The sequence below is a fragment of the Saccharothrix sp. BKS2 genome, assembly GCF_047689505.1.
Classification (GTDB): Bacteria; Actinomycetota; Actinomycetes; order Mycobacteriales; family Pseudonocardiaceae; genus Actinosynnema; species Actinosynnema lopnurensis.
On sequence record NZ_JAUQOL010000002.1, the window covers coordinates 155498 to 176101 of the forward strand.

Here is a 20604-nt window from a genome sequence, read left to right on the forward strand (position 1 = left end):
CCCGCCGCACGACCGCGGCCGCACGGCGGGAAGGGGCCCGGGTCAGGTGCGCGCGGGCACCCGCTCGTCCTCGTCGTCGGAGCGCAGGGAGTCGATCAGCGCGTCGCGCTCGGCCGACGGCTCCGGCTTGATCACCAGGCCGATCAGCAGGTAGAGCACCAGCGACACCAGCAGCGGCCAGGACACGATCACCGCCTGGGTGACGAACTCGACCTTGTTCTGCTGGAGCACGTACAGCACCGCCCAGGTGGACAACCCGCCCACCGTGGAGGAGATCGCCGCGGTCGGCCCGACCCGGCGGAACCACGGCAGCAGGCCGAGCATCAGCGGGATCGCGATCGGGCCCATCGTGGCCGCCACCAGGGCGATCACCACCTTGAGCACGAAGCCCTTCGTGTCCGCGGTCAACGCGATCGTCATGCTCAACCCGATGAACGCGAACGTGGTGATCCGCGCCAGCCGCAGCTGCGCCGCCTCCCCCAGGCGCGTCACGCCCTTCCACAGCCTCGGCAGCATGTCGCGGGTGATCACCGCGGAGATCACGTTGGCGTCCGAGGACACCATGGCCATGGTGTGCGAGAAGAAGCCCGCCAGCACCAGGCCCACCATGCCCGCGGGCAGCATGGCCTTGCCCATCTCGACGTACGCCTGCTCGGCGTTGCCCTCCATGCCCGGCACGATCAGCGGCGCGGCCCACATCGGGAAGAACAGCACCAGCGGCCAGACCAGCCACAGCACGCTGGACAGCAGCGCGGACCGCCTGGCCGCGGCCCCGGACGGCGCGGCCATGTAGCGCTGCGCCAGGTTCCACATGCCGCCGTTGTACTCCAGCGTCTTGATCAGGAACAGCGCCATGAAGAAGATCAGCGTGTACTGGCCGGACAGCGGGTCGGAGTGCGACTCGGGCAGCTGGTCCCACATCGTCCACATGAAGTCGATGCCGCCGAAGTGCGAGGCGACCGCGACGAACATGACGATGCCCGCGAGGCCCTGGATGACGAACTGGCCGAAGTCGGTCAGCGCGTCGGCCCACAGGCCGCCGAGCACCGAGTAGACCATGGTCACCACGCCGGTGAGGGCGATGCCGATCCAGATCGGCACGCCCGCGAAGCCCTGGAGCAGCAGCGCCACCGCGACCCACTTGGCGGCGATGTCCACCACCTTCAGGGCCGCGCCCGACCACGCCATGATCTGCTGCGTCGGCACGTTGTAGCGCTGCGCCAGGTACTCCAGCGGCGACTTCACCCCGTGCTTGGACCGCAGCCGGTTCCAGGCGCCGGCCCAGAGGAACGCGCCGATCCCGACGCCCAGGCCGATCGTCAGCGCCCACCAGATGTAGACGGTCAGGCCCAGCCGGTACGCCTCGGCGGCGAACGCGACGAACATGACGGCGCTGTAGCCGGACATGTGGTGCGAGATGCCGGACAGCCACCACGGCATCCGGCCACCCGCGGTGAAGAAGTCGGCGATGTTCTTGACCCGCCCGCGTGACCAGTAGCCGATGGCCACCATCACGAAGAAGTACCCACCGACGACGACCCAGTCGAGGGTGTCCATGCGGCCTCCACTAGTGCTCGGCCCAGGGGTGGCTGCGCCGGAACTACGGGCGGCGGTGCGCGGCGTCCCACATGGGTTGTGTGACGTAGGTCTTACGAGGGTGTTGCCCGGTGCGGAAGGTCATCCGCGGTCATTGAGTCACACTTGTGACTCTTGTTCACGTACATGACCGACAGATACGGAAAGTTTTTCGAGGAAACCACGTCATGCCCGATCGGCGTCGTTGTCGCATGGTCATGAGAACCGGTGTCGACGTGCGTCCCCCGACGGGCGGCGGTGAACGACGTGCCCCCGTGCCCGGCGTGGCGCTCGTCGACCCCGTGCCCCTGCTCCGGGAAGGGTTGGCGGCGGTGGTGCGGCGGACCCCCGGGCTGCACTGGCTGGGCTCGACCGGGCAGCCGAACTCGGCCGTCCGGCTGCACGAGCGCCTGCGGCCGGACGTGCTGCTGATCGACTCGGTGCTGGACCCGCAGGGCCAGCTGGCGACCCTGCTGACCGGCAACGACCCGGCGCTGGCGGTGGTCTCGCTGGTCCGGGAGCCGCACCGGACGGCGAAGTACGTGCGGGTCGCCCTGTCCGCGGGCGTGCGCGGCCTGGTGCCGCGGGCCGGGGAGGTCGGCGAGGTGGTGCAGGCGATCGTGCGGGCCCACACCGACCGGATGTACCTGGACCCGACCCTGGCGCCGCTGGCGGCCGGGTTCACGCCCGCCGCGGAGGCGGGCTCGCGGCGCTCCCTGTCGCGGCGGGAGTACGAGGTGCTCCAGCTGATCGCGGACGGGCTGGAGAACCAGGCGGTGGCCGGCGAGCTGTACGTCTCGGTGGAGACGGTGCGCACGCACGTGAAGAACATCCTGCGCAAGCTGCGGGCGCGGGACCGGACGCACGCGGTGTCGCTGGCCTACCAGGCGGGGCTGCTGACCGGGGGGCCGCAGGCGCGGGCCTGAACGCCGTTCGGTTCGCCACACCACACCGGTCGGCCTTGCCGAGGTTACTGACAGGTAATACCCTGTTGTTACCGGTCAGTAGGGGACCGCCCCGACCAGCATGGAGTGAGCGACGAGATGGGTCACTACAAGAGCAACGTCCGGGACCTCGAATTCAACCTCTTCGAGGTCTTCAACGTGCAGGACCACCTCGGCACGGGGCCGTTCGAGCAGTCCGACGAGGACACCGCGCGCGGCGTGCTTGCCGAGCTCAACAACCTGGCGGTCGGCCCGCTGGCGGAGTCCTTCGCCGACGCCGACCGCAACCCGCCCGTCTTCGACCCGAAGACCCACTCGGCCACGCTGCCGGAGTCCTTCAAGAAGTCCTACAAGGCGCTCTGGGACGGCGAGTGGTACCGCCTGTTCCTGCCGGACGAGCTGGGTGGCTACGGCACCCCGCCGTCGGTGCGGTGGGCCGCGGCCGAGCTGATCCTCGGGTCGAACCCCGCCGTCTTCATGTACCTGGCGGGCCCGAGCTTCGCCTCGATCGTGCACCGCAACGGCACCGAGCGGCAGCAGCGCTGGGCCGAGCTGATGATCGAGCGCGGCTGGGGCGCCACCATGGTGCTCACCGAGCCGGACGCCGGCTCCGACGTGGGCGCCGGCCGCACCAAGGCCGTCCGGCAGGAGGACGGCAGCTGGCACCTCGACGGGGTGAAGAGGTTCATCACCTCGGCCGACCAGGACATGACCGAGAACATCGTGCACATGGTGCTGGCCCGCCCCGAGGGCCCCGGCATCGAGGCCAGGCCGGGCACCAAGGGCCTGTCCCTGTTCCTGGTCCCGAAGTGGCACTTCGACCCCGAGACCGGCGAGTCGACCGGTGAGCGCAACGGCGCCTTCGTCACCAACGTCGAGCACAAGATGGGCCTGAAGGTCTCCACCACGTGCGAGCTGACCTTCGGCCAGCACGGCGTGCCCGCCAAGGGCTGGCTGCTGGGCGAGGTGCACGACGGCATCGCGCAGATGTTCCAGGTCATCGAGTACGCCCGCATGATGGTCGGCACCAAGGCCATCGGCACCCTGTCGACCGGCTACCTCAACGCCCTGGCCTACGCCAAGGAGCGGGTGCAGAGCGCCGACCTGACCCGGATGACCGACAAGACCGCGCCGCGCGTCACCATCACCAACCACCCGGACGTGCGCCGCAGCCTGATGCTCCAGAAGGCGTACGCCGAGGGCCTGCGCGCGGTCTACCTCTACACCGCGACCCAGCAGGACCGGATCGCCCTGGGCGGCCCCGACGCGGAGCTGGCGGAGAAGGTCAACGACCTGCTGCTGCCGATCGTCAAGGGCGTCGGCTCGGAGCGGGCCTACGAGCAGCTGGCGCAGTCGCTCCAGACGCTCGGCGGCTCCGGCTTCCTCCAGGAGTACCCGATCGAGCAGTACATCCGGGACTCCAAGATCGACTCGCTGTACGAGGGCACCACTGCCATCCAGTCGCTGGACTTCTTCTTCCGCAAGATCATCCGCGACAAGGGCCAGGCGCTGGGCTTCCTCAGCGGCGAGATCCAGGCGTTCCTGGACAACGAGGGCGGCAACGGCCGGCTCAAGGAGGAGCGCGCCCTGCTCAAGCAGGCGCTGGAGGACCTCCAGGGCCTGCTCGGCGCCATGGTCGGGTTCCTGACCAGCTCGCAGGAGGACGTGCGCAACCTCTACAAGGTCGGCCAGAACACCGTCCGCCTGCTGCTGACCGCGGGTGACGTGCTGGTGGGCTGGCTGCTGCTGCGCCAGGCCGAGGTCGCGCTGACCGCGCTGGCGGGCGCACCGTCGGCCCGGGACAAGGCGTTCTACGAGGGCAAGGTCGCGGTGGCGTCGTTCTTCGCCCGGAACGTGCTGCCGGAGCTGACCGCGCGCCGCAAGATCGCCGAGACCACCGACAACTCGCTGATGGACGTGGCCGAGTCCGCGTTCTGACCCGGACGGGACCGGCCCGGGAGCTCACCCGGACGAGCGGAAAGGCGGCGCCCCCGGAGGACGGAGGGGCGCCGCCTTTCGCGTCGCGGGCCGTGGGGCCCGCGCGTCCCGAACGTCGAACTCAGGTGTTCCGAACGTTCGACACGGTGGTCCTGGGTGTTCGACTCGCGCGGGTTCGGCCCGCGCCGGGTCAGCCCTTGTGGGCCTTGGCGGCGGCGAAGCAGTAGACGCCGAAGCCGAGGAAGCCCACGGCGATGACGGCCAGCACGAAGACGCCGTAGGGCTGGGCGGCGAGCGTGTGCAGCGCCTTGTCCATGCCGCCCGACCGCGACGGGTCGGCGTTGATCGCCGCCAGCCCGACCAGGACGCCGATCAGCGCGTACGCCAGGCCCTTGCCGATCCAGCCGATGCGGCCGAGGCGCTCCACCCACTGGCGGCTGCCCGGCGGCAGCTGGGACATGTCGAGGTCCTTCTCGAAGGACCTCTTCACGCCCTTGCGCATGACCAGCGCGCCCAGCACGATGATCGCCAGCGCCACCACTCCGACCAGCACCTGCCCGAACGGCACGGACAGCAGCCGCGCGGTCCAGGTCTGGGACTGCTCGGTGGAGCTGCTCTGGGACGAGCCGACGGCGTAGTTCACCGCGGCGACGCCGATCGCCACGCCGGTGATCGCGCGGCCCGCCGAGCCGAAGCGGTGGTAGATCCGCTTCCGCTTCTCCGTGTCCCAGGTGTAGCCGGAGATCGCCAGCGTCACCTGCCACAGCGCGAACGCGAACAGGCCGATCGCGAGCACCCACAGCAGCACCGGGCCGAACGAGGTCTTGGCGATCTCGGCGACGGCACCCTTCTGGTCGGTCCGCTCACCGCTGTCGCCGAGCACGACCTGCGCCGTCAACGCCGCCAAGAGCACGTGTACGACCCCGTAGCACACCATCCCGGCACGTCCTAGGACCTGCACCGCGGGATGTCTCCGCACCTCACTCGCGCTGGTAGCCACGATCGGGTGATACCCAATCGTGGCTACCGCGAATCAGCGGGCGTCAACCCTCGCAGATGATCTTGTGCGAGGGGTCGTAGCGGACCGTGCGGGACTCGCTGCGGGACTGGCCGCTGCGGCGGTCGGTGATGGTCCGGGTGTCGGTCACCGAGAAGCCCTGCGCGCCGTTGCTCGGGCTGCACGGCTTCGTCGTCACCTTGCGCTCCTGCGGCTCGGTGAAGTTGAACCGCTCGCTGGTCGACCCGGTCACGTCGTAGTTCTTGGTGCCCCACAGCACGATCTTGATCGACGACGGCGTCCAGATCGTCTGGATCGCCACCCCGGTCTGGTCGGGGTTGGTGAACTTGATGTCGATCAGGCTGTTGCCCGCGTTGTCCATGAACACCGTGGCCTCGCGCCCCGCCGGGTACCGCGAGATCCAGTAGCTGTGCTCCTTGTGGCCCGCGTCCTTCATGCCCGCGTAGTACGAGGCGTTGTAGAGCGTCGTGGCGAACTGCGAGATGCCGCCGCCGACCGCGCGGCCGGGGATGCCGTTCTCGATGATGCCCGCGTCGACGTAGCCCTGGGCCCGGCCGCGCGGACCGGTGAAGCCGTTGAGGCTGAAGGTCTCGCCCGGCTTCACGATCGCGCCGTTGACCTTCTGCGCCACCACGCGGATGTTCGTGCCCGAGTCGGCCGCGAAGCCACCGGTCTGGAACTCGCCGATGACCTCCTTGATGCCCATCTTGTTGGCCTGCTCGGTGGTCACCTTCGCGGGCGTGTGCTTGTACTCGGCCTTGAGCACGCGCTCGTCCTCGCGCTTGAGCACGTCGAGCATCGGGGGCAGGGACTTCTCCCAGTCGATGCCGAGGCCGTCCACCGACTCCTTCACCGTCGGTCGGCCGCCCTCGAACACGATCTCGGCGTCCTTGCCCTCCTTCTCGGTCTCCTTCAGCTGCGGGCCGGCGTGCTCGACGACCTTGCCGTTGTCGACCTTCGCGGTCAGGCCGCCGTCGTCGGCGGGCTCGAACACCAGCACGGTGGCCAGCTGCTCGGGCGTGAGCGTGGCGTCCTTGCCCTCGCCCTTGATGATCAGCGGCGCGGCCGTGGCGGGCCGGGCGACCTCGGCCACCGCCCGCTCCACGCCCTCCCTGGTCGTCTTGACCGGGGTGGTGGCCACCGGCAGCTCGACCGTGCCGCCGTCCGCCCAGCCGGCGAGCAGCGCGCCCACGGAGCCCGGCGCGTCCAGCTTCTGGCCCTGCTTCGGCTCGACGGCCACCGGGGTGGCGCCCTCGAAGCGGACGGCGCCCTCGGCGGGCTCGCGGTCGGTCGTGCCGCGCAGGCCCTCGACCGCGGCGGTCAGCTTGGCCTCGTCGCTGCGGGTGGCGAAGCCGACCTCGTGGGAGGTGAAGAACGAGGTGACGCGCGTGACCGGGGACAGCGGCTGGCTGCCCGCGCGGTCCAGCGTCGCGGCCCAGTCCAGCTCCAGGCCGGCCGCCTGCGGGTCCAGCTCGGCGTCCACGTCGCCGGCGCGCGCCTTGACCGGCGCGGCCAGGCGGGGGCCGATCTCGGCGCGCAGCTTCTCCTCGGCCTCGGTGCGGCTCATGCCACCGACGTCCACGCCCGCGACGCTCACGCCGCGCGGCACGTTGCCGCTGGAGATGAGGATGTCCAGGCCGTAGAGGGCGACCAGCACGCCCAGCACGGAGGCGGCGACCAGGGCGATCCTGCGCTTGCCGCGGCGGCGGGCGCCCGCCTCGTCGGCCTCGGCGCCCTCGTCGACCATGACGGGGCCGTGCACGGTGGCCTCGGGCTCCGGCACGGACACCGGGGTGCTGAACACCGTGGTGGCCTCGGACGGGGACGGGCCGCGGGCGAAGCCGCCGGGCGGGGTGTGGATGGCCCGGGTCTGCTCGGCGGGCGGGGGCGGCGGGGCCATGGCGCGGGTCGCGTCGGCGGACGGCGCGGGGTGTGGCTGGGGCGTGGGTTGGGGCTGGGGCGTGGGTTGGGGCTGGGGCGCGGACGTGGCGCGGGCGGCGTCGACGGGCAGCGCGCGCGTGGCGTCGGCCGGGAGCGCCCGGGTCGCGTCGGAGGGGACGACCTGCGTGGCGTCGGCGGGGCGGTTCTGCTCGGCCTGGCGGTTCTGCTCACCCGACAGGGCGCGCGTCACGTCCACCGCCGGCTGCATCACCTGCGTGGCCTCGATCCCCTGGCCGCCGGCCTTGGCGGTGGCCTGACCGTTGGCCGGGCCGTTGGCCTTGCCGTTGGGCCGCGGTCCGGCCGGCGCGGCGCCGTTGGCCGGCGGTCCGGGCGGCGTGACGTTCCGGACGGTCGCGTTGGCGTCGGAGCCGGCTCCCGCCTCGGTGTCCGGCTCCTCCTGCGGCCACTCGGCCTGGGGCCACCCGGCCTCCTGGACGGACGACGCGGCGATCTGCGTCGTGCGCTCCGAAGCGGTGCCCGACGGGCGGACCGGCTCCATCGCCTTGGTCCGCTCAGCGTCGTACTCCGGTCGCTGGTTCTCCGGCACCGCTCCCCCTCTTGCCTCTCCGCAAGGTCCTGGGACTGCTTACCCGACCGCCGTCACGCGACGATCACGTTCGGGCAGTTCACAGGTAAAGCCCGGTTCCCTGGTCCGTCCGCTCGGTGGCGGTGGCGTGGACGTCCCGCTCCCTCATCACGAGGTAGGTCTGCCCCTGCACCTCGACCTCGAACTGCTCCTCCGGGTTGAACAGCACGCGGTCACCGACCTTGACGTGCCGCACGTTGGTGCCGACCCCCATCACATCGCCCCAGGCCAGGCGCTTGGCCATCTGGGCGGTCGCCGGGATCACGATGCCACCGCTGCTGCGGCGTTCGCCGTCCTCCGGCGAGATCCGCACCATCACGCGGTCGTGCAGCATCTGGATCTCGAGCTTGACATCGGCCACCCGCAGAGTCTAGATGGACTCGTCGAGGCCACCCATCATGAGGGGTAGGCGGTCCGGTCCGTCCTTTTCGACCCGGATCGGCACGCCCCAGTCCTGGCGGGCCAGCCGGCACACCGGGTGCTCGACCGCCGGGTCGTCCGTGCAGCTCGCGGCCTGCGCGACGACGTGCAGCACGCCCTCGGTGAAGCCCTCGGCCACGCGCAGCTCGCGCACCAGGTCCGTGCCGACGCCCGCGCCGCCCGCCAGCAGGCCGGGCGGGGAGCTGGTGACCTCCAGGCGGGTGGACGGGCCGTACCGGTCGTCCAGCTTCTGGCCGGTGGGCGGGGTGAACACGACGGCCAGCTCCAGGACCCCGGGACCGACCACGGACGGCGGGCGGCGGACCTCGTGGGCGTCGCCGCTGACGCTGAGCCGGGCGCCGGGGGCGATCGGGCGCTCCAGGCGGTGGGCGGCGGAGGCCACCACGACCAGCTCGCCGTCGACCAGGACCGCGTCGGACGGCTCGGCGATGTCGGTGGCCAGGGTGGAGACCTCGCCGGTGGCCGGGTCGTAGCGGCGGAGGGCGCCGTTGTAGGTGTCGGCGACGACGACCTGGCCGTTCGGCAGGGCGGTCACGCCCAGCGGGTGCTGGAGCAGGGCCTGCTCGGCGTCGCCGTCGCGGTGGCCGAAGGCGAACAGGCCCTTGCCCACGGCGGTGTGCACGGTGCGGTCGGCGTCCAGCCAGCGCAGGGCGGAGGTCTCCGAGTCGACCAGCCACAGCCGGTCGCCGGCCGCGGCCAGGCCCGAGGTCTGGGCGAAGAACGCCTCCGCCGCGGGCCCGTCGTGCAGGCCCTCGACGGTGGTGCCGGCGAGGCGTTCGAGGCGGCCCTCCAGCGGCGTGAACAGCCCGAGCGTGTGGTTCCCGGCCAGTGCCACGACCACGCCGCCGGCCGGTTCCCACCAGGCCACGTCCCACGGGCTGGTCAGCGCGATCCCGTCGGCAGGGCCGTCGGTCGCGCCGTCGCGCCACTGCTCGCCCGTGCCGGCGACGGTGGTGACCTCGCCGGTGTCGAGGTCCAGGCCGCGCAGCAGGTGGTTGACCGTGTCCGCGACGACGACGTGGTAGCCGACCCGCTCGGCGACCCCGGCGGGCAGCAGCGCGAGGCCGGCGGGCTCGGAGAAGGTGGGGTCCGGCCCGTCGCGGCGGCCGCGCTCGCCCGTGCCGAAGCGGCGCAGGACGGTCTCGCCGTCGGCGTCCAGCTCGACCAGGCGGTGGTGGGCGGAGTCGCTGACCAGCAGGGTGCCGCGCGGGGTGAGCAGGGCCTTGGCCGGGAAGCGCAGCTCGGTCGCGGCGGGCGGCGGCGCGACGTACGGGCCGTCGCCGCGGTGGAGGGTGCCCCTGGCCTCGTGCTCGGCGACGACCTCGGAGACGACCTGGCGCAGCGCGTCGAGGTGGCCCTCACCGGCCGCGACGTGGACGACGTAGCCCTCCGGGTCGACCAGGACGAGGGTCGGCCACGCCTTCACCGCGTAGTTCTGCCAGGTGGTGAGCTCGGGGTCGTTGAGCACGGGGTGCTCGACGGCGTACCGCTCGACGGCCGCGGCGACGGCGGCGCGCTCGGCCTCGTGGACGAACTTGGGGGAGTGCACGCCGATCGTCACCAGGACGTCGGGGAACTCGGCCTCCAGCGGGCGCAGCTCGTCCAGCACGTGCAGGCAGTTGATGCAGCAGAAGGTCCAGAAGTCGAGCAGCACGAGCTTGCCGCGCAGGTCGGCGAGCTTGAGTTCGCGGTCACCCGTGTTGAACCACTCGCGCCCGACGAGCTCGGGGGCGCGGACACGGGCACGGCGGCGTGGAGCGGTCGTCACGTCCGGAGTCAACACGACGTCGAGGCCGGTCTGTTCCGGTGTCCACGATGCGGGCAGCGGTTCGAGCGCGGCTCGACCTTGCCCAGGTTATCCCCATTTTGTACAATTTGGGGAATGAGTGAGATGCCGATCAGCGTGGCGAGGGACCAGCTCGGCGAGGTCGTCTCCAGGGTCGAGCACGCACACGAACGAGCGGTGCTGACGAGGCACGGTCGACCGGTGGCCGCGGTCGTCTCGATCGACGACCTCCGGCGGCTCGAAGCGGCCGAGGACGAAGCCGATCTCGCCGCGGCACGGGAGGCGCTCGCCTCTGCCGAACCACGGGTTCCCCACCGCGACGTGCTCGCCGAGTTCGGTGACGCCTGACCCGTGCCGTACGAGATCGAGTGGACGACTTCCGCCCTGCGGGAGCTCCGCGAGCTGGACAGGCAGACCGGACGCAGGATCGCCCTGGCGGTGACGGCCCTGGGAACCGATCCACGCCCGCCGGGGTGCCGAGCGCTCACGGGTCAACCGGCAGGCGTGATGCGCATCCGGATCGGCGACCACCGGGTGGTCTACCAGGTCGAAGACACCAAGGTGCTCGTGACGGTCGTGCGGGTGGCGCATCGACGCGAGGTGTACCGGAAAGCGTGAGTGCGGCCACCGACGAGCGGGAGTTGACCTACCGGCGGTAGGCGGTCCGGAAGTCGAGCGGCACGAGCTTGCCGCGCAGGTCGGCGAGTTCGCGGCCACCCGTCTTGAACCACCCGCGCCCGACCGACTCGGGGACTCGGACACGGGCACGGCGGCGGGAGCGGAACGCGAGATCACCGGACCGAGCGGGGACCCAGCACCTCCGCGCCCAGCGCCGTCACCCGCTCGCGCAACGCGCGGTCCGCGGTGACCACCGCGCAGGGGCGGTCGGCGCCCTCGGCTCGGACCACCGCCACGATCTCGTCGTCGCCCGACCCGCCGGCGGCGACCACCCGGACGCCCGGGACCGACTCGACGCCGCGGGCCCTGCCCTCGACCACGAGGACGATCTCCAGCGGGCCGGGGAAGGTCGGGAGGCCCGGGTCGACCACGCCCAGGAGGTTGTCCCTCACCCGGGTGGTGGCGCCGGCTCGGTCGCGCCACCAGCCGTCGGGGACGGAGCCGACGACGTTGGCCGCGTCGACGACCAGGAGCGGGAGCCTCACCGGTTCATGCTCTCAGCAAACGCTCAAGAAACTGTCGTACCCCGGTGGCACGATGGAGTTGTCCATGGGGGACAAGCAGAACAACCAGGGGGAAGCAGTGACGATCAGGCGTGCCCGCAGAACGGATGACACCTGGAACGGCTCGGCCACGGCCGAGTAGCCGGGACACGGGAAACCCCGCGGTGCTGCCAGGTCGGGGGTCCGACAGCACCGCGGGGTCATCAGGAACATCGGGACACGATCGTGGACTGTTACATCCGCTATCGGGTGTGACGGAGATCACTTTTCTGATGTGGCGAAGCCCTGCCGCGCGGGAGGTGCGGCAGGGCTTCGTCGTTCCCCTTCCACCGGCGCGCGAGCGGCGGGGCGTGCGCCCGGTGTCGATCGGGCGGCCGTCGCGCGGGCCGGTGGAGGCGTCGAGGGCCTGACCTCAGCGGAGGCCGGTCACCTGGGACTGGGCGATCGCCATCAGCTCGTGGCGCATCGACGGGGTCGGCGCCATGTCGATCGCTCGGGCGACAGCCTTGCGGTTGCGAGCCTCGACACGACGAGCGCGGAGCTTCGCAGTGAAGTTCATCGGGGGTTCATCCCTCTCAGACATCTCTTGGTGGTGTGCCTCAAGTATGCACCCTTCAGGGGTGGAAGCGCACCCGATTTTCCGGTGAGGTACCGCACATGCCGATGAATCACCGGTCGCAACCGCATAGATGCCGACGATTCGCGTGGCAGACACCTCCTGTACCGGATGCGCCTTCGACTGTCCGGCGGACGCTCCGACCGCCGGGGACCGGGGACGGACGAGGGCGCGGCGGGTCCGCTCCCGCACGCCGTCGGCGCGTCCCGGGACAAACCGCTGTCGGCGCGTCCGAAGGCGGACCACCGGTCAACAGGTGATCGAGCTGCGCGGCCCCGTCGAACGTCATCGGCGGTAGCGTGGCCTCGTGGCCGAAGTGGTGACCAAGGGCGTCGGCAGGGTCGAGCGGACCGCCGACCGCGCAGAGGTGCAGGTGGGCTTCGAGACGACGGGCTCGACCCGCGACGAGGCGGTGAACGCGCTGACCGCGCGGATCACCGGCGTGGAGGCGGCGCTGACCGGGCCGGGCGTCGAGGTCCGCTCGCGGCAGCTCCACGTGCACGACAACTGGGACGGCAAGCGGCGGTCCGGCAGCCGCGCCACGCAGAACTACGTGGTGCGCGTCGACGACCTCGCCCGGCTCGACGACCTGCTGGCCGCGCTGGTGACCGCCGAGCCGAGCTGGCTGGGCGGCCCGAACTGGCAGCTCGCCGACGACTCGGAGGCCGTCCGCGAGGCGCAGCGCGAGGCCGTGGTGGACGCGCGCCGCCGGGCCGAGGGCTACGTCCAGGCCCTGGGCGCGCGGCTGGGTCCGCTGCACCGGCTCGCCGACGGCGACGCCGAGACGTGGGCGGGCGACTCGTCGCGCATGATGGCCGCCTACGGCGGTGGCTCGCCCGGCGCCGCACCGGAGGTGGGGCGGCTCAACCTGGAGGCGCAGCAGATCACCGTCACGATCCGCTGCACCGCCACCTGGTCGCTGCTGGACTGACCTCCCCGGCCCGCTAGCTGTTGGAACCCGGCCGCGCCAGCTCCACCACCACGGACCGGTTGCGCGCGGCCGCGTCGGGGACCAGGTCGCCCGAGGAGTCCAGGTCCACGGCCAGCGGCGCGCCGAACCCGGCCCCGACGACCTCGGTCAGCGCCGACCGGCTCACGCCGAGGTCCACCAGCTCCGCCGCCACGCGCTCGCCGCGGCGCCGGGTCAGGTCGAGCGCGGCCTCGGCCGAGTCCGCGGTGGCCGTGCGGACGATGACCCGCCCGGTGGTGCGGCCGTCGAACCTCTGGGCCACCTCCCGCAGCACCTCGCGGGCCCCCGGCGCCGGCTCGACGCCGCCCGCCTCGAACAGCACCGAGCTGGGGATGCTCACCAGCGCGTCCTGGTGCTGCACCTCCCCGATGTCCACGGTCGGCACCTCGACCCGGGTGACCGGCCCGCCCGGCGGCACCGGGTCCGGGTCGTGGGTGCAGCTCGCCGCGCCGAACCGCTCGCAGATGCCCAGCCACAGCCGCACCAGCGCCGCCTGCGCGCCCGGCGGCAGCGGCCGCTGCGCGCCGTTGACCTGGCCGAGGCCGGAGAACACGACCTCCTTGTCCGCGAGGTCGGGCAGCGCGTCGTCCGGCACCGCGTCGACCAGCGCGGCCACGTCGAGGTCCAGGCCGAGCCTGGTCAGGTCGAGCGGGTCGGTGGTCTGGAGCCCGCTGCTGTGCAGCACGAGCAGGGCGGGGCCCTCGGCGGAGGCCATGTCGGCGAGCACGGACAGCGGGTCCAGCGCGGAGCCGGAGCCGCCGATCCGGGCGAGCTGCCCGTTGAGCCGGGCCACCCGGCCGGCCGCGTCGAGCCCGTCGTCCGAGTCGGCCGAGACGACCTCGTCGGAGTGGGCGCCGCCCGCCGCCTCGCCGTCGCGGTAGACGACGAGGCGCGTCTGACCGTCCTCGAACGCCGTGGTCAGCCGCTCGGCCACGGTCCTGGTCAGCTCGACGCGCGGCTCGTTGGCCGAGGCGGTCACCCCGATGCGCACGGTGGTGGTGTCGCCGGAGTCCCCGCCGCAGGCAGCACAGGTCGCCGCCACGAGCACGACCGCGGCGAAGAGCCGTGAGTGGTCCATGACTGTCCAGCGACGGCGGAACGCTCAGTGTTACCTGCATCACTCTATTGGCGTAACGTTCGGGTTATCGCTCCACGATCGCCGTAACGCCCTGACCACCCGCCGCACAGATCGAGATGAGCCCACGCCCGCTGCCGCGCTCGGCCAGGAGCTTCGCCAGCGTGGCCACGATCCGCCCGCCGGTCGCCGCGAACGGGTGCCCGGCGGCCAGCGACGAGCCGGTGACGTTGAGCTTCGACCGGTCGATCGCGCCCAGCGGCGCGTCCAGGCCCAGCCTCCCCTTGCAGAAGTCCGCGTCCTCCCACGCCTTGAGCGTGGCCAGCACCTGGGACGCGAACGCCTCGTGGACCTCGTAGAAGTCGAAGTCCTGGAGGGTGAGCCCGGCGCGGTCGAGCATCCTCGGCACCGCGTACGCGGGGGCCATGAGCAGGCCCTCGCCGCCGTGCACGTAGTCCACGGCGGCGGTTTCGCTGAACGTCAGGTAGGCGAGCACGGGCAGGCGCCGGGCCTCGGCCCACTCCTCGGAGGCCAGCAGGACCGCGGACGCGCCGTCGGTGAGCGGCGTGGAGTTGCCCGCGGTCATGGTGGCGCCCTCGCCGCGGCCGAACACCGGCTTGAGCCGGGCCAGCTTCTCCGCGCTGGAGTCCGGCCGCAGGTTCTGGTCGCGGGTCAGCCCCTGGAAGGGGGTCACCAGGTCGTCGAAGAAGCCCCGGTCGTAGGCGGCGGCGAGGTTGCGGTGGCTGGCCGCGGCCAGCTCGTCCTGCTCCTCCCGGGTGATCCCCCATTCGCGCGCGGTGACGGCGGCGTGCTCGCCCATGGACAGGCCGGTGCGCGGCTCGCCGTTGCGCGGGACCTCGGGCACGACGTGCCGGGGGCGCAGCTTGAGCGCGGCCCGGAGGCGGGCGCCCGCGGTGCGCGCCCGGTTGAACTCCAGCAGCACGGCGCGCAGGTCCTCGTTCACCGCGATCGGCGCGTCGCTGGTGGTGTCGACGCCGCCCGCGATGCCGACCTCGATCTGCCCGAGGGCGATCTTGTTGGCCACCGCGATCACCGCCTGGAGGCCGGTGCCGCACGCCTGCTGCACGTCGTGCGCGGGCGTCTCGGCGGCCAGCCCGCTGCCCAGCACGGCCTCGCGGACCAGGTTGAAGTCGCGGCTGTGCTTGAGCACCGCGCCCGCGACGACCTCGCCGAGCCGCGCGCCCCGCAGCCCGAAGCGGCTGACCAGGCCGTCGAGCACGGCGGTGAGCATGTCCTGGTTGGACGCCGCGGCGTAGGGGCCATTGGAGCGGGCGAAGGGGATGCGGTTGCCGCCGAGGATCGCTACGCGCGCCATGTCGTCCTCCGGGGGTGTGGGCGGGTGCTGCCCGGATCTTACCTACTGATCAGTAGACTTACCAACGAGTAGGGGGTGGAATGTCCGCATGGATCGGTACCAGTCGTTCGCCAACTCCGGGTTCGGGCGGTTCGTCGTGGGCAGGCTGGGCCTGCCCCACCCGCACCCGCTGCGCCGCCACGTCCCCGGCCAACCCCCGCTCGACGGCCCCGTGCTGCTCGGCGGCGGCGGGCGGCTCGTGGAACCCGTCCGCTCGGCGCTGGGGTCGATGGGCGCGCGGGTGGTGGAGGCGGGGCCGGAGGCCGGCTCGGGCGCGGGCGCGGGCCGGTACGCCGCGCTCGTGTTCGACGCGTCCGGCATCGACTCGGTCGAGCGGCTGCGCGAGCTGCACGGGTTCTTCCACCCGGTGATCAGGTCGCTCGGCCCGTCCGGGCGCGTGGTCGTCCTGGGCACGCCGCCCGAGTCGGCGGTGTCGCGGATCGCGCAGCGCGCCCTGGAGGGGTTCACCCGGTCGGTCGGCAAGGAGCTCAAGCGCGGCGGCACGGCGCAGCTGGTGCACGTCGCGCCCGGCGCCGAGGACGCGATCGAGTCGACCCTGCGGTTCCTGCTGTCCGGGCGGTCGGCGTACGTGTCCGGCCAGGTGATCCGGGTCGACCCGGCCGAGGTCGAGGTCCCGGCGGACTGGGACAGGCCGCTGGCGGGCAAGGTCGCGCTGGTCACCGGCTCGGCGCGCGGCATCGGCGCGGCGATCGCCGAGGTGCTGGGGCGCGACGGGGCGCACGTGGTGTGCCTGGACGTGCCCGCGCAGGGCGAGGAGCTGTCGGGGGTGGCCAACCGGGTCGGCGGGACGGCGCTCCAGCTCGACGTCACCGCGGCCGACGCGCCGGGGCGGCTGGTCGAGCACCTCGTGCAGCGGCACGGCGGCGCGGACGTCGTGGTGCACAACGCGGGCATCACCCGGGACCGGACGCTCGGCCGGATGAACGCGGACCGGTGGGACGCGGTGGTGGCGGTGAACCTCGCCGCACCGGTGCGGGTGACCGAGGCGCTGCTGGCCGCGGACGCCCTGCGGGCCAACGGCCGGATCATCGGCGTGTCGTCCATCGCGGGCATCGCGGGCAACGTCGGCCAGACCAACTACGCCACCACCAAGGCGGGCGTGATCGGCCTGGTCGACGCCCTGTCCACCGAGGTCGCGGGCCGCGCCACGGTCAACGCGGTGGCGCCCGGGTTCATCGAGACGAGGATGACCGCCGCGGTGCCGCTGGTGATCCGCGAGGCCGGGCGGCGCATGAACAGCGTGTCGCAGGGCGGGCTGCCGGTCGACGTGGCCGAGGCGATCGCGTGGTTCGCGCACCCCGCGTCGGCCGGCGTGAACGGCAACGTCGTGCGGGTCTGCGGGCAGAGCCTGCTGGGCGCGTGATGGCGAACCTGACGTGGCTGTACGCGAAGGCGGCGCTGACCGGGTTCACCCGGCGCGGCTCCGAGCTGCCCGGGACCTCGCCGGCCGCCGAGGTGGTCGTGGACCCGGGGCACCTGGCCCGCTACGGCCGGGTATGCGGGTTCGGCGTGCGCGACGAGCTGCCGATCACCTACCCGCACGTGCTCGGGTTCCCGCTCCAGGTCGCGCTGATGACCGGGCCCGGGTTCCCGTTCCCGCTGCCCGGCCTGGTGCACGTCGCCAACCGGATCACCCGGACCCGGCCGCTGCTGGTGGGCGAGCCGCTGTCGCTGCGCGTGGAGGCGGTGGACCTGCGGCCGCACGAGCGCGGGCGGCAGTTCGACGTGGTGACCACGGCCGCCGTGGACGGTGAGGAGGTGTGGGTCGACGTGTCGACCTACCTGCGGCGGGACGGGGGTGTCGGCGGCGGGTCCGGGGGTGAGCGGGGCGGCGGGCAGGGCGGCGGCGGGCGGACCGGCGGCGAGCGGGCCGGGGCGCCGGAGCCCACCGCGGTGTGGTGGGTGCCGGCCGACACCGGGCGGCGCTACGCCGAGGTGTCGGGCGACCGCAACCCCATCCACCTGCACGCGCTCACCGCGAGGGCGTTCGGCTTCCCCCGGGCCATCGCGCACGGGATGTGGTCGAAGGCCCGGTGCGTGGCGGCGTTCGAGGGCCGGCTGCCGGACGCGTGCGAGGTGGACGTGCGGTTCAAGGCCCCGCTCGCCCTGCCCGGCCGGGTGGGCTTCTCGACCACCCCGACCGGGAGCGGTTGGCGGTTCGCGCTGTGGTCGCGCAAGCCGCACCTGGAGGGCGTGATCAGCGGCTGACGTTGGCGACCAGGGTGCGCAGCAGGTCGCGGAGCAGGGCGGTCCGCTCGGGGTCGAGGTCCATGGCCGCGCCCATCGCGGGCGGCACGTCCTTGGCGCGTTCCCGCAGCTCCTCGCCCTGCGCGGTGAGCACGACGCGCACCGAGCGCTCGTCCTCGGCGCGGCGTTCGCGCCGCACCAGGCCGTTGGCCTCCAGCCGCTTGAGCAGGGGCGAGAGCGTGCCGTAGTCGAGCTGGAGCGCGGTCCCGAGGTCCTTGACCGGGACCGAGCCGCGCTCCCACAGCACCAGCAGCACCAGGTACTGCGGGTAGGTCAGGCCCAGCTCGTCCAGCAGCGGGCGGTACCGCGCGGTGACCGCCCGCGAGGCGGCGTAGAGCGCGAAGCAGAGCTGGTCGTCCAGCTCCAGGCTGAAGTCCCGCACGACGTTCCTCCTCCGGGTGCCCCTTGTGAGGGAGCCCACGGTACACCAGCACCCACTTAGATTGTGCACAATCTAAGTGCAAGCTATGTTTTTGACCGTCAGCCCGCAACGAGGGACAAGGAGCCCGAGATGACCTTCCTGGAGCCCGCCGCCGCCGCGTTCGCCGCCGCGACCGCCAACCCGCCGTACCTGTTCGACCTGGGCCCGGTCGACGGCCGCAAGGCCGTGGACGAGGTGCAGTCGGGCGAGGTGGTCAAGCCCGAGGTCGACGAGGAGCGGGTGACCGTCGGCGAGGTGCCCGTCCGGATCGTGCGCCCGCTCGGCGCCACCGGCACGCTGCCCGTGGTCCTCTACGTCCACGGCGCCGGCTGGGTGTTCGGCAACGCCCACACCCACGACCGCCTGGTCCGCGAACTGGCCGTCGGCACCGGCGCGGCCGTGGTGTTCCCCGACTACAGCCTCTCCCCGGAGGCCCAGTACCCGACCGCGATCGAGGAGAGCTACGCCGTGGCGCGGTGGATCACCACCGAGGGCGCCGCGAAGGGCCTCGACGCCTCGCGCCTCGCGGTGGCGGGCGACTCGGTCGGCGGGAACATGTCGATCGCGCTGACCCTGCTGGCCAAGGAGCGCGGCGACGTGCGCTTCGTGCAGCAGGTGCTGTTCTACCCGGTGACCGACGCGGCCTTCGACACGCCGTCGTACCACGAGTTCGCCGAGGGCTACTTCCTGCGCCGCGACGCGATGCAGTGGTTCTGGGACCAGTACACGACCTCGGCGGAGGAGCGGGCCGCGATCACCGCCTCGCCGCTGCGGGCGTCCGTGGACCAGCTGCGCGACCTGCCGCCGGCGCTGGTGATCACCGCCGAGGCCGACGTGCTGCGCGACGAGGGCGAGGCGTACGCCGCCAAGCTGCGCGAGGCGGGCGTGCCGGTCACCGCGGTCCGCTACCAGGGTGTGATCCACGACTTCGTGATGCTCAACGCGCTGCGCGAGACCCACGCCGCCGGGGCAGCCATCGCCCAGGCCGTCGCGGTGCTGAAGGACGCCCTGGCTTGACCGGCCCGGTCCGGCCCGGGACCAGCCGGCTCGGACTAGCCGGCCGTCGTCCGCCGTGACGGCGGGTGCCACACGTCGCCCGCCACCAGGTCCCCGAAACCCATCCAGACCAGGTTCATGAGCCGGGCGGCGACGACGCCGGCCGGCTCCTCGGGGTTGTCGAGCCACCAGTCCGCCAGCGACTCGCCCGCCCCCACCAGTGCCGCGGCCAGCGACTCGGCCTCCTTGTCGCCGGCCCGCGGCACGTTCGCGAAGTCGGCGGAGTGCACCAGCAGCGCGGCCACCAGGCTGATCGCCCGGCCGCGCATGTCGGCCAGTTCCCGGGCGAACGGCCCGCCCTGCGAGGACGCCTGCCGGTGCAGGACCTGCCAGCCGGCGCGGTTCTCGCCGACGAAGCCGAAGAACGCGCGCAGCCCGCTCCACAGCTGCACGTCCGGCGGGGACTCGGCCTCGACGCCGTGGGCGATGGCCTCCATCATGCGGGTGGCCTCGCGGCGGATGCACGTGGCGAACAGCTCTTCCTTCGAGCCCAGGTACGCGTACAGCATGGGCTTGGAGATGCCCGCGACCTCGGAGATCTCGTCCATGGACGCGGCGTGGAAACCCAGGCGCGAGAAGACGTCCACGGCCGCGTCCATGATCTGCCGTTCGCGCACCGCGCGGGGCAGCCTCTTCGCCCGGCCGGCGCGTACCGGTTGCTCAGCGTGCATCACACCCCCTGAAGACTGCGGCAAGGTTACTCCGAAGTGCTTGCCCCCCTACCTACTGGCCAGTAGGCTTACCGCTTAGTAGGTAGCGGAGGTGCCACCCATGACCATCGACCTCTCCACCGAGGCGATCGCCAAGCTCAGCCCGCGGGAGCTGATCTCGACGCTCCAGCAGGTCGACCCGGACGACCCGGCGCTCCGGGACGTCGACATCGACGTCATCGCGCGCGCCATCGACCCCCAGAAGCTCGGCCGCGACGAGTTCGCCGACCTGCTGGACGCGCTCGGCGCGCTGGCCGACGGCGGCGCCGCCCTGGACCTGGCGCGGATGGACCCACAGAACTTCGCGCGCATCATCTCCCGCGCGTCCAAGGACCAGGTCGAGGCGGTCACGTCCCGTCCCGGCCTGCGCACGCGCGTGCTCGACGAGGTGTTCCGGCGGATGGAGGCCCACTTCCGCGGCGACCGGGCCGGCGCGACGCGGGCCGTGGTGCACTTCCACCTCACCGGCGGGTCGCCCGAGGACCTGTACGAGGTGATCATCGAGAACGCCGCGTGCGTGATCAACAAGTCCGCGACCCGTGACCCCAGGGCCTCGGTGACGTTGGGACCGGTGGAGTTCTTGAAGCTCGCGACCGGCAACGCGTCGGCCCCGGTGCTGTTCATGACCGGCAAGCTGAAGGTCAAGGGCGACCTGGGCTTCGCGGCCGGTTTCATGAGCTTGTTCAACATCCCGAAGGCGTGA

The 20604-nt window shown here is 72.4% G+C and carries 20 protein-coding genes; 9 read left to right on the forward strand and 11 right to left on the reverse strand.

What is annotated here, in order from left to right; genetic code table 11:
- Nucleotides 1–42: 42 nt before the first annotated feature.
- Entirely contained in the window at nucleotides 43–1557 is a 1515-nt protein-coding gene (locus tag Q5530_RS03380; protein ID WP_380637681.1) for a sodium:solute symporter family protein, read from the reverse strand.
- A gap of 293 nt (nucleotides 1558–1850) precedes the next feature.
- Here Q5530_RS03380 and Q5530_RS03385 point away from each other — a divergent pair, with 293 nt between their 5' ends.
- Together Q5530_RS03385 and Q5530_RS03390 are read left to right on the forward strand one after the other, a co-directional pair.
- Nucleotides 1851–2501 carry a response regulator transcription factor gene (locus Q5530_RS03385; protein WP_380637682.1) on the forward strand — a complete coding sequence of 217 codons (651 nt, stop codon included), beginning with the start codon at nucleotides 1851–1853 and terminating at the stop codon, nucleotides 2499–2501.
- A gap of 117 nt (nucleotides 2502–2618) precedes the next feature.
- A complete protein-coding gene (locus tag Q5530_RS03390; RefSeq protein ID WP_415360643.1) occupies nucleotides 2619–4457 on the forward strand; it encodes an acyl-CoA dehydrogenase in 1839 nt (612 codons plus the stop codon).
- A gap of 190 nt (nucleotides 4458–4647) precedes the next feature.
- On the opposite strand, the gene Q5530_RS03395 is transcribed toward Q5530_RS03390, so the two are convergent.
- The 4 genes from Q5530_RS03395 to Q5530_RS03410 all read right to left on the reverse strand — a co-directional run bounded on the left by Q5530_RS03395 (nucleotide 4648) and on the right by Q5530_RS03410 (nucleotide 10211).
- Nucleotides 4648–5394, reverse strand: a complete 747-nt coding sequence (locus Q5530_RS03395; protein ID WP_415360644.1) for a DUF1206 domain-containing protein — start codon at nucleotides 5392–5394, stop codon at nucleotides 4648–4650.
- A 106-nt stretch (nucleotides 5395–5500) separates the two neighbouring features.
- Complete coding sequence (locus tag Q5530_RS03400; protein WP_415361164.1) at nucleotides 5501–7222, reverse strand: VanW family protein; 1722 nt, start codon at nucleotides 7220–7222, stop codon at nucleotides 5501–5503.
- Nucleotides 7223–8042: 820 nt separating this feature from the next.
- Nucleotides 8043–8363 carry a GroES family chaperonin gene (locus Q5530_RS03405; protein WP_380642446.1) on the reverse strand — a complete coding sequence of 107 codons (321 nt, stop codon included), beginning with the start codon at nucleotides 8361–8363 and terminating at the stop codon, nucleotides 8043–8045.
- A gap of 9 nt (nucleotides 8364–8372) precedes the next feature.
- Entirely contained in the window at nucleotides 8373–10211 is a 1839-nt protein-coding gene (locus tag Q5530_RS03410) for an NHL domain-containing thioredoxin family protein (protein ID WP_415360646.1), read from the reverse strand.
- Nucleotides 10212–10325: 114 nt separating this feature from the next.
- Between Q5530_RS03410 and Q5530_RS03415 the strand changes: the two genes are divergently transcribed.
- Nucleotides 10326–10577: a type II toxin-antitoxin system Phd/YefM family antitoxin gene (locus Q5530_RS03415; RefSeq protein WP_415360648.1), complete on the forward strand. Its 252-nt coding sequence runs from the start codon at nucleotides 10326–10328 to the stop codon at nucleotides 10575–10577.
- 3 nt (nucleotides 10578–10580) lie between these two features.
- The gene (locus Q5530_RS03420; RefSeq protein WP_415360650.1) at nucleotides 10581–10847 is read left to right on the forward strand and encodes a type II toxin-antitoxin system RelE family toxin; all 267 of its coding nucleotides are present in this window, start codon (nucleotides 10581–10583) and stop codon (nucleotides 10845–10847) included.
- Between the two features lie 173 nt (nucleotides 10848–11020).
- Here Q5530_RS03420 and Q5530_RS03425 read toward each other — a convergent pair whose 3' ends face one another.
- Together Q5530_RS03425 and Q5530_RS03430 are read right to left on the reverse strand one after the other, a co-directional pair.
- The gene (locus Q5530_RS03425; RefSeq protein WP_415360652.1) at nucleotides 11021–11392 is read right to left on the reverse strand and encodes an NTP pyrophosphohydrolase; all 372 of its coding nucleotides are present in this window, start codon (nucleotides 11390–11392) and stop codon (nucleotides 11021–11023) included.
- A 430-nt stretch (nucleotides 11393–11822) separates the two neighbouring features.
- Nucleotides 11823–11969: a hypothetical protein gene (locus tag Q5530_RS03430; protein WP_380642440.1), complete on the reverse strand. Its 147-nt coding sequence runs from the start codon at nucleotides 11967–11969 to the stop codon at nucleotides 11823–11825.
- Nucleotides 11970–12333: 364 nt separating this feature from the next.
- Between Q5530_RS03430 and Q5530_RS03435 the strand changes: the two genes are divergently transcribed.
- The gene (locus Q5530_RS03435; protein ID WP_415360654.1) at nucleotides 12334–12957 is read left to right on the forward strand and encodes an SIMPL domain-containing protein; all 624 of its coding nucleotides are present in this window, start codon (nucleotides 12334–12336) and stop codon (nucleotides 12955–12957) included.
- A 13-nt stretch (nucleotides 12958–12970) separates the two neighbouring features.
- Here the strand turns inward: Q5530_RS03435 and Q5530_RS03440 are convergent, their stop codons facing one another.
- Together Q5530_RS03440 and Q5530_RS03445 are read right to left on the reverse strand one after the other, a co-directional pair.
- Nucleotides 12971–14074: an OmpA family protein gene (locus Q5530_RS03440; protein WP_415360655.1), complete on the reverse strand. Its 1104-nt coding sequence runs from the start codon at nucleotides 14072–14074 to the stop codon at nucleotides 12971–12973.
- 64 nt (nucleotides 14075–14138) lie between these two features.
- Nucleotides 14139–15407: an acetyl-CoA C-acetyltransferase gene (locus Q5530_RS03445; RefSeq protein WP_415360656.1), complete on the reverse strand. Its 1269-nt coding sequence runs from the start codon at nucleotides 15405–15407 to the stop codon at nucleotides 14139–14141.
- A gap of 88 nt (nucleotides 15408–15495) precedes the next feature.
- Between Q5530_RS03445 and Q5530_RS03450 the strand changes: the two genes are divergently transcribed.
- A complete protein-coding gene (locus tag Q5530_RS03450) occupies nucleotides 15496–16830 on the forward strand; it encodes a 3-oxoacyl-ACP reductase (protein ID WP_415360658.1) in 1335 nt (444 codons plus the stop codon).
- A complete protein-coding gene (locus Q5530_RS03455) occupies nucleotides 16830–17675 on the forward strand; it encodes a MaoC family dehydratase (protein ID WP_415361165.1) in 846 nt (281 codons plus the stop codon). Before Q5530_RS03450 ends, Q5530_RS03455 begins: the two co-directional genes overlap by 1 nt.
- Here Q5530_RS03455 and Q5530_RS03460 read toward each other — a convergent pair.
- On the reverse strand, nucleotides 17665–18096 hold the full coding sequence (locus Q5530_RS03460) for a MarR family winged helix-turn-helix transcriptional regulator (RefSeq protein WP_415360660.1): 432 nt from the start codon (nucleotides 18094–18096) through the stop codon (nucleotides 17665–17667). The two genes, Q5530_RS03455 and Q5530_RS03460, sit on opposite strands and share 11 nt — an antisense overlap.
- A 129-nt stretch (nucleotides 18097–18225) precedes the next feature.
- Here Q5530_RS03460 and Q5530_RS03465 point away from each other — a divergent pair, with 129 nt between their 5' ends.
- Nucleotides 18226–19152, forward strand: coding sequence for an alpha/beta hydrolase (locus Q5530_RS03465; protein ID WP_415360661.1), 927 nt, complete (start codon nucleotides 18226–18228; stop codon nucleotides 19150–19152).
- 35 nt (nucleotides 19153–19187) lie between these two features.
- Here Q5530_RS03465 and Q5530_RS03470 read toward each other — a convergent pair whose 3' ends face one another.
- Complete coding sequence (locus Q5530_RS03470) at nucleotides 19188–19862, reverse strand: TetR/AcrR family transcriptional regulator (protein WP_380642426.1); 675 nt, start codon at nucleotides 19860–19862, stop codon at nucleotides 19188–19190.
- Nucleotides 19863–19962: 100 nt separating this feature from the next.
- Here Q5530_RS03470 and Q5530_RS03475 point away from each other — a divergent pair, with 100 nt between their 5' ends.
- Nucleotides 19963–20604 carry an SCP2 sterol-binding domain-containing protein gene (locus Q5530_RS03475; RefSeq protein ID WP_415360663.1) on the forward strand — a complete coding sequence of 214 codons (642 nt, stop codon included), beginning with the start codon at nucleotides 19963–19965 and terminating at the stop codon, nucleotides 20602–20604.

What these genes read in the sequence shown, in the direction of transcription:
- Q5530_RS03380 (WP_380637681.1), bottom strand. Translation starts at nt 1,557, where the DNA reads ATGGACACCCTCGACTGGGTCGTCGTCGGTGGGTACTTCTTCGTGATG.
- Q5530_RS03390 (WP_415360643.1), top strand. Translation starts at nt 2,619, where the DNA reads ATGGGTCACTACAAGAGCAACGTCCGGGACCTCGAATTCAACCTCTTC.
- Q5530_RS03395 (WP_415360644.1), bottom strand. Translation starts at nt 5,394, where the DNA reads ATGGTGTGCTACGGGGTCGTACACGTGCTCTTGGCGGCGTTGACGGCG.
- Q5530_RS03400 (WP_415361164.1), bottom strand. Translation starts at nt 7,222, where the DNA reads ATGGTCGACGAGGGCGCCGAGGCCGACGAGGCGGGCGCCCGCCGCCGC.
- Q5530_RS03415 (WP_415360648.1), top strand. Translation starts at nt 10,326, where the DNA reads ATGAGTGAGATGCCGATCAGCGTGGCGAGGGACCAGCTCGGCGAGGTC.
- Q5530_RS03430 (WP_380642440.1), bottom strand. Translation starts at nt 11,969, where the DNA reads ATGAACTTCACTGCGAAGCTCCGCGCTCGTCGTGTCGAGGCTCGCAAC.
- Q5530_RS03440 (WP_415360655.1), bottom strand. Translation starts at nt 14,074, where the DNA reads ATGGACCACTCACGGCTCTTCGCCGCGGTCGTGCTCGTGGCGGCGACC.
- Q5530_RS03445 (WP_415360656.1), bottom strand. Translation starts at nt 15,407, where the DNA reads ATGGCGCGCGTAGCGATCCTCGGCGGCAACCGCATCCCCTTCGCCCGC.
- Q5530_RS03450 (WP_415360658.1), top strand. Translation starts at nt 15,496, where the DNA reads ATGGATCGGTACCAGTCGTTCGCCAACTCCGGGTTCGGGCGGTTCGTC.
- Q5530_RS03455 (WP_415361165.1), top strand. Translation starts at nt 16,830, where the DNA reads ATGGCGAACCTGACGTGGCTGTACGCGAAGGCGGCGCTGACCGGGTTC.
- Q5530_RS03465 (WP_415360661.1), top strand. Translation starts at nt 18,226, where the DNA reads ATGACCTTCCTGGAGCCCGCCGCCGCCGCGTTCGCCGCCGCGACCGCC.
- Q5530_RS03470 (WP_380642426.1), bottom strand. Translation starts at nt 19,862, where the DNA reads ATGCACGCTGAGCAACCGGTACGCGCCGGCCGGGCGAAGAGGCTGCCC.
- Q5530_RS03475 (WP_415360663.1), top strand. Translation starts at nt 19,963, where the DNA reads ATGACCATCGACCTCTCCACCGAGGCGATCGCCAAGCTCAGCCCGCGG.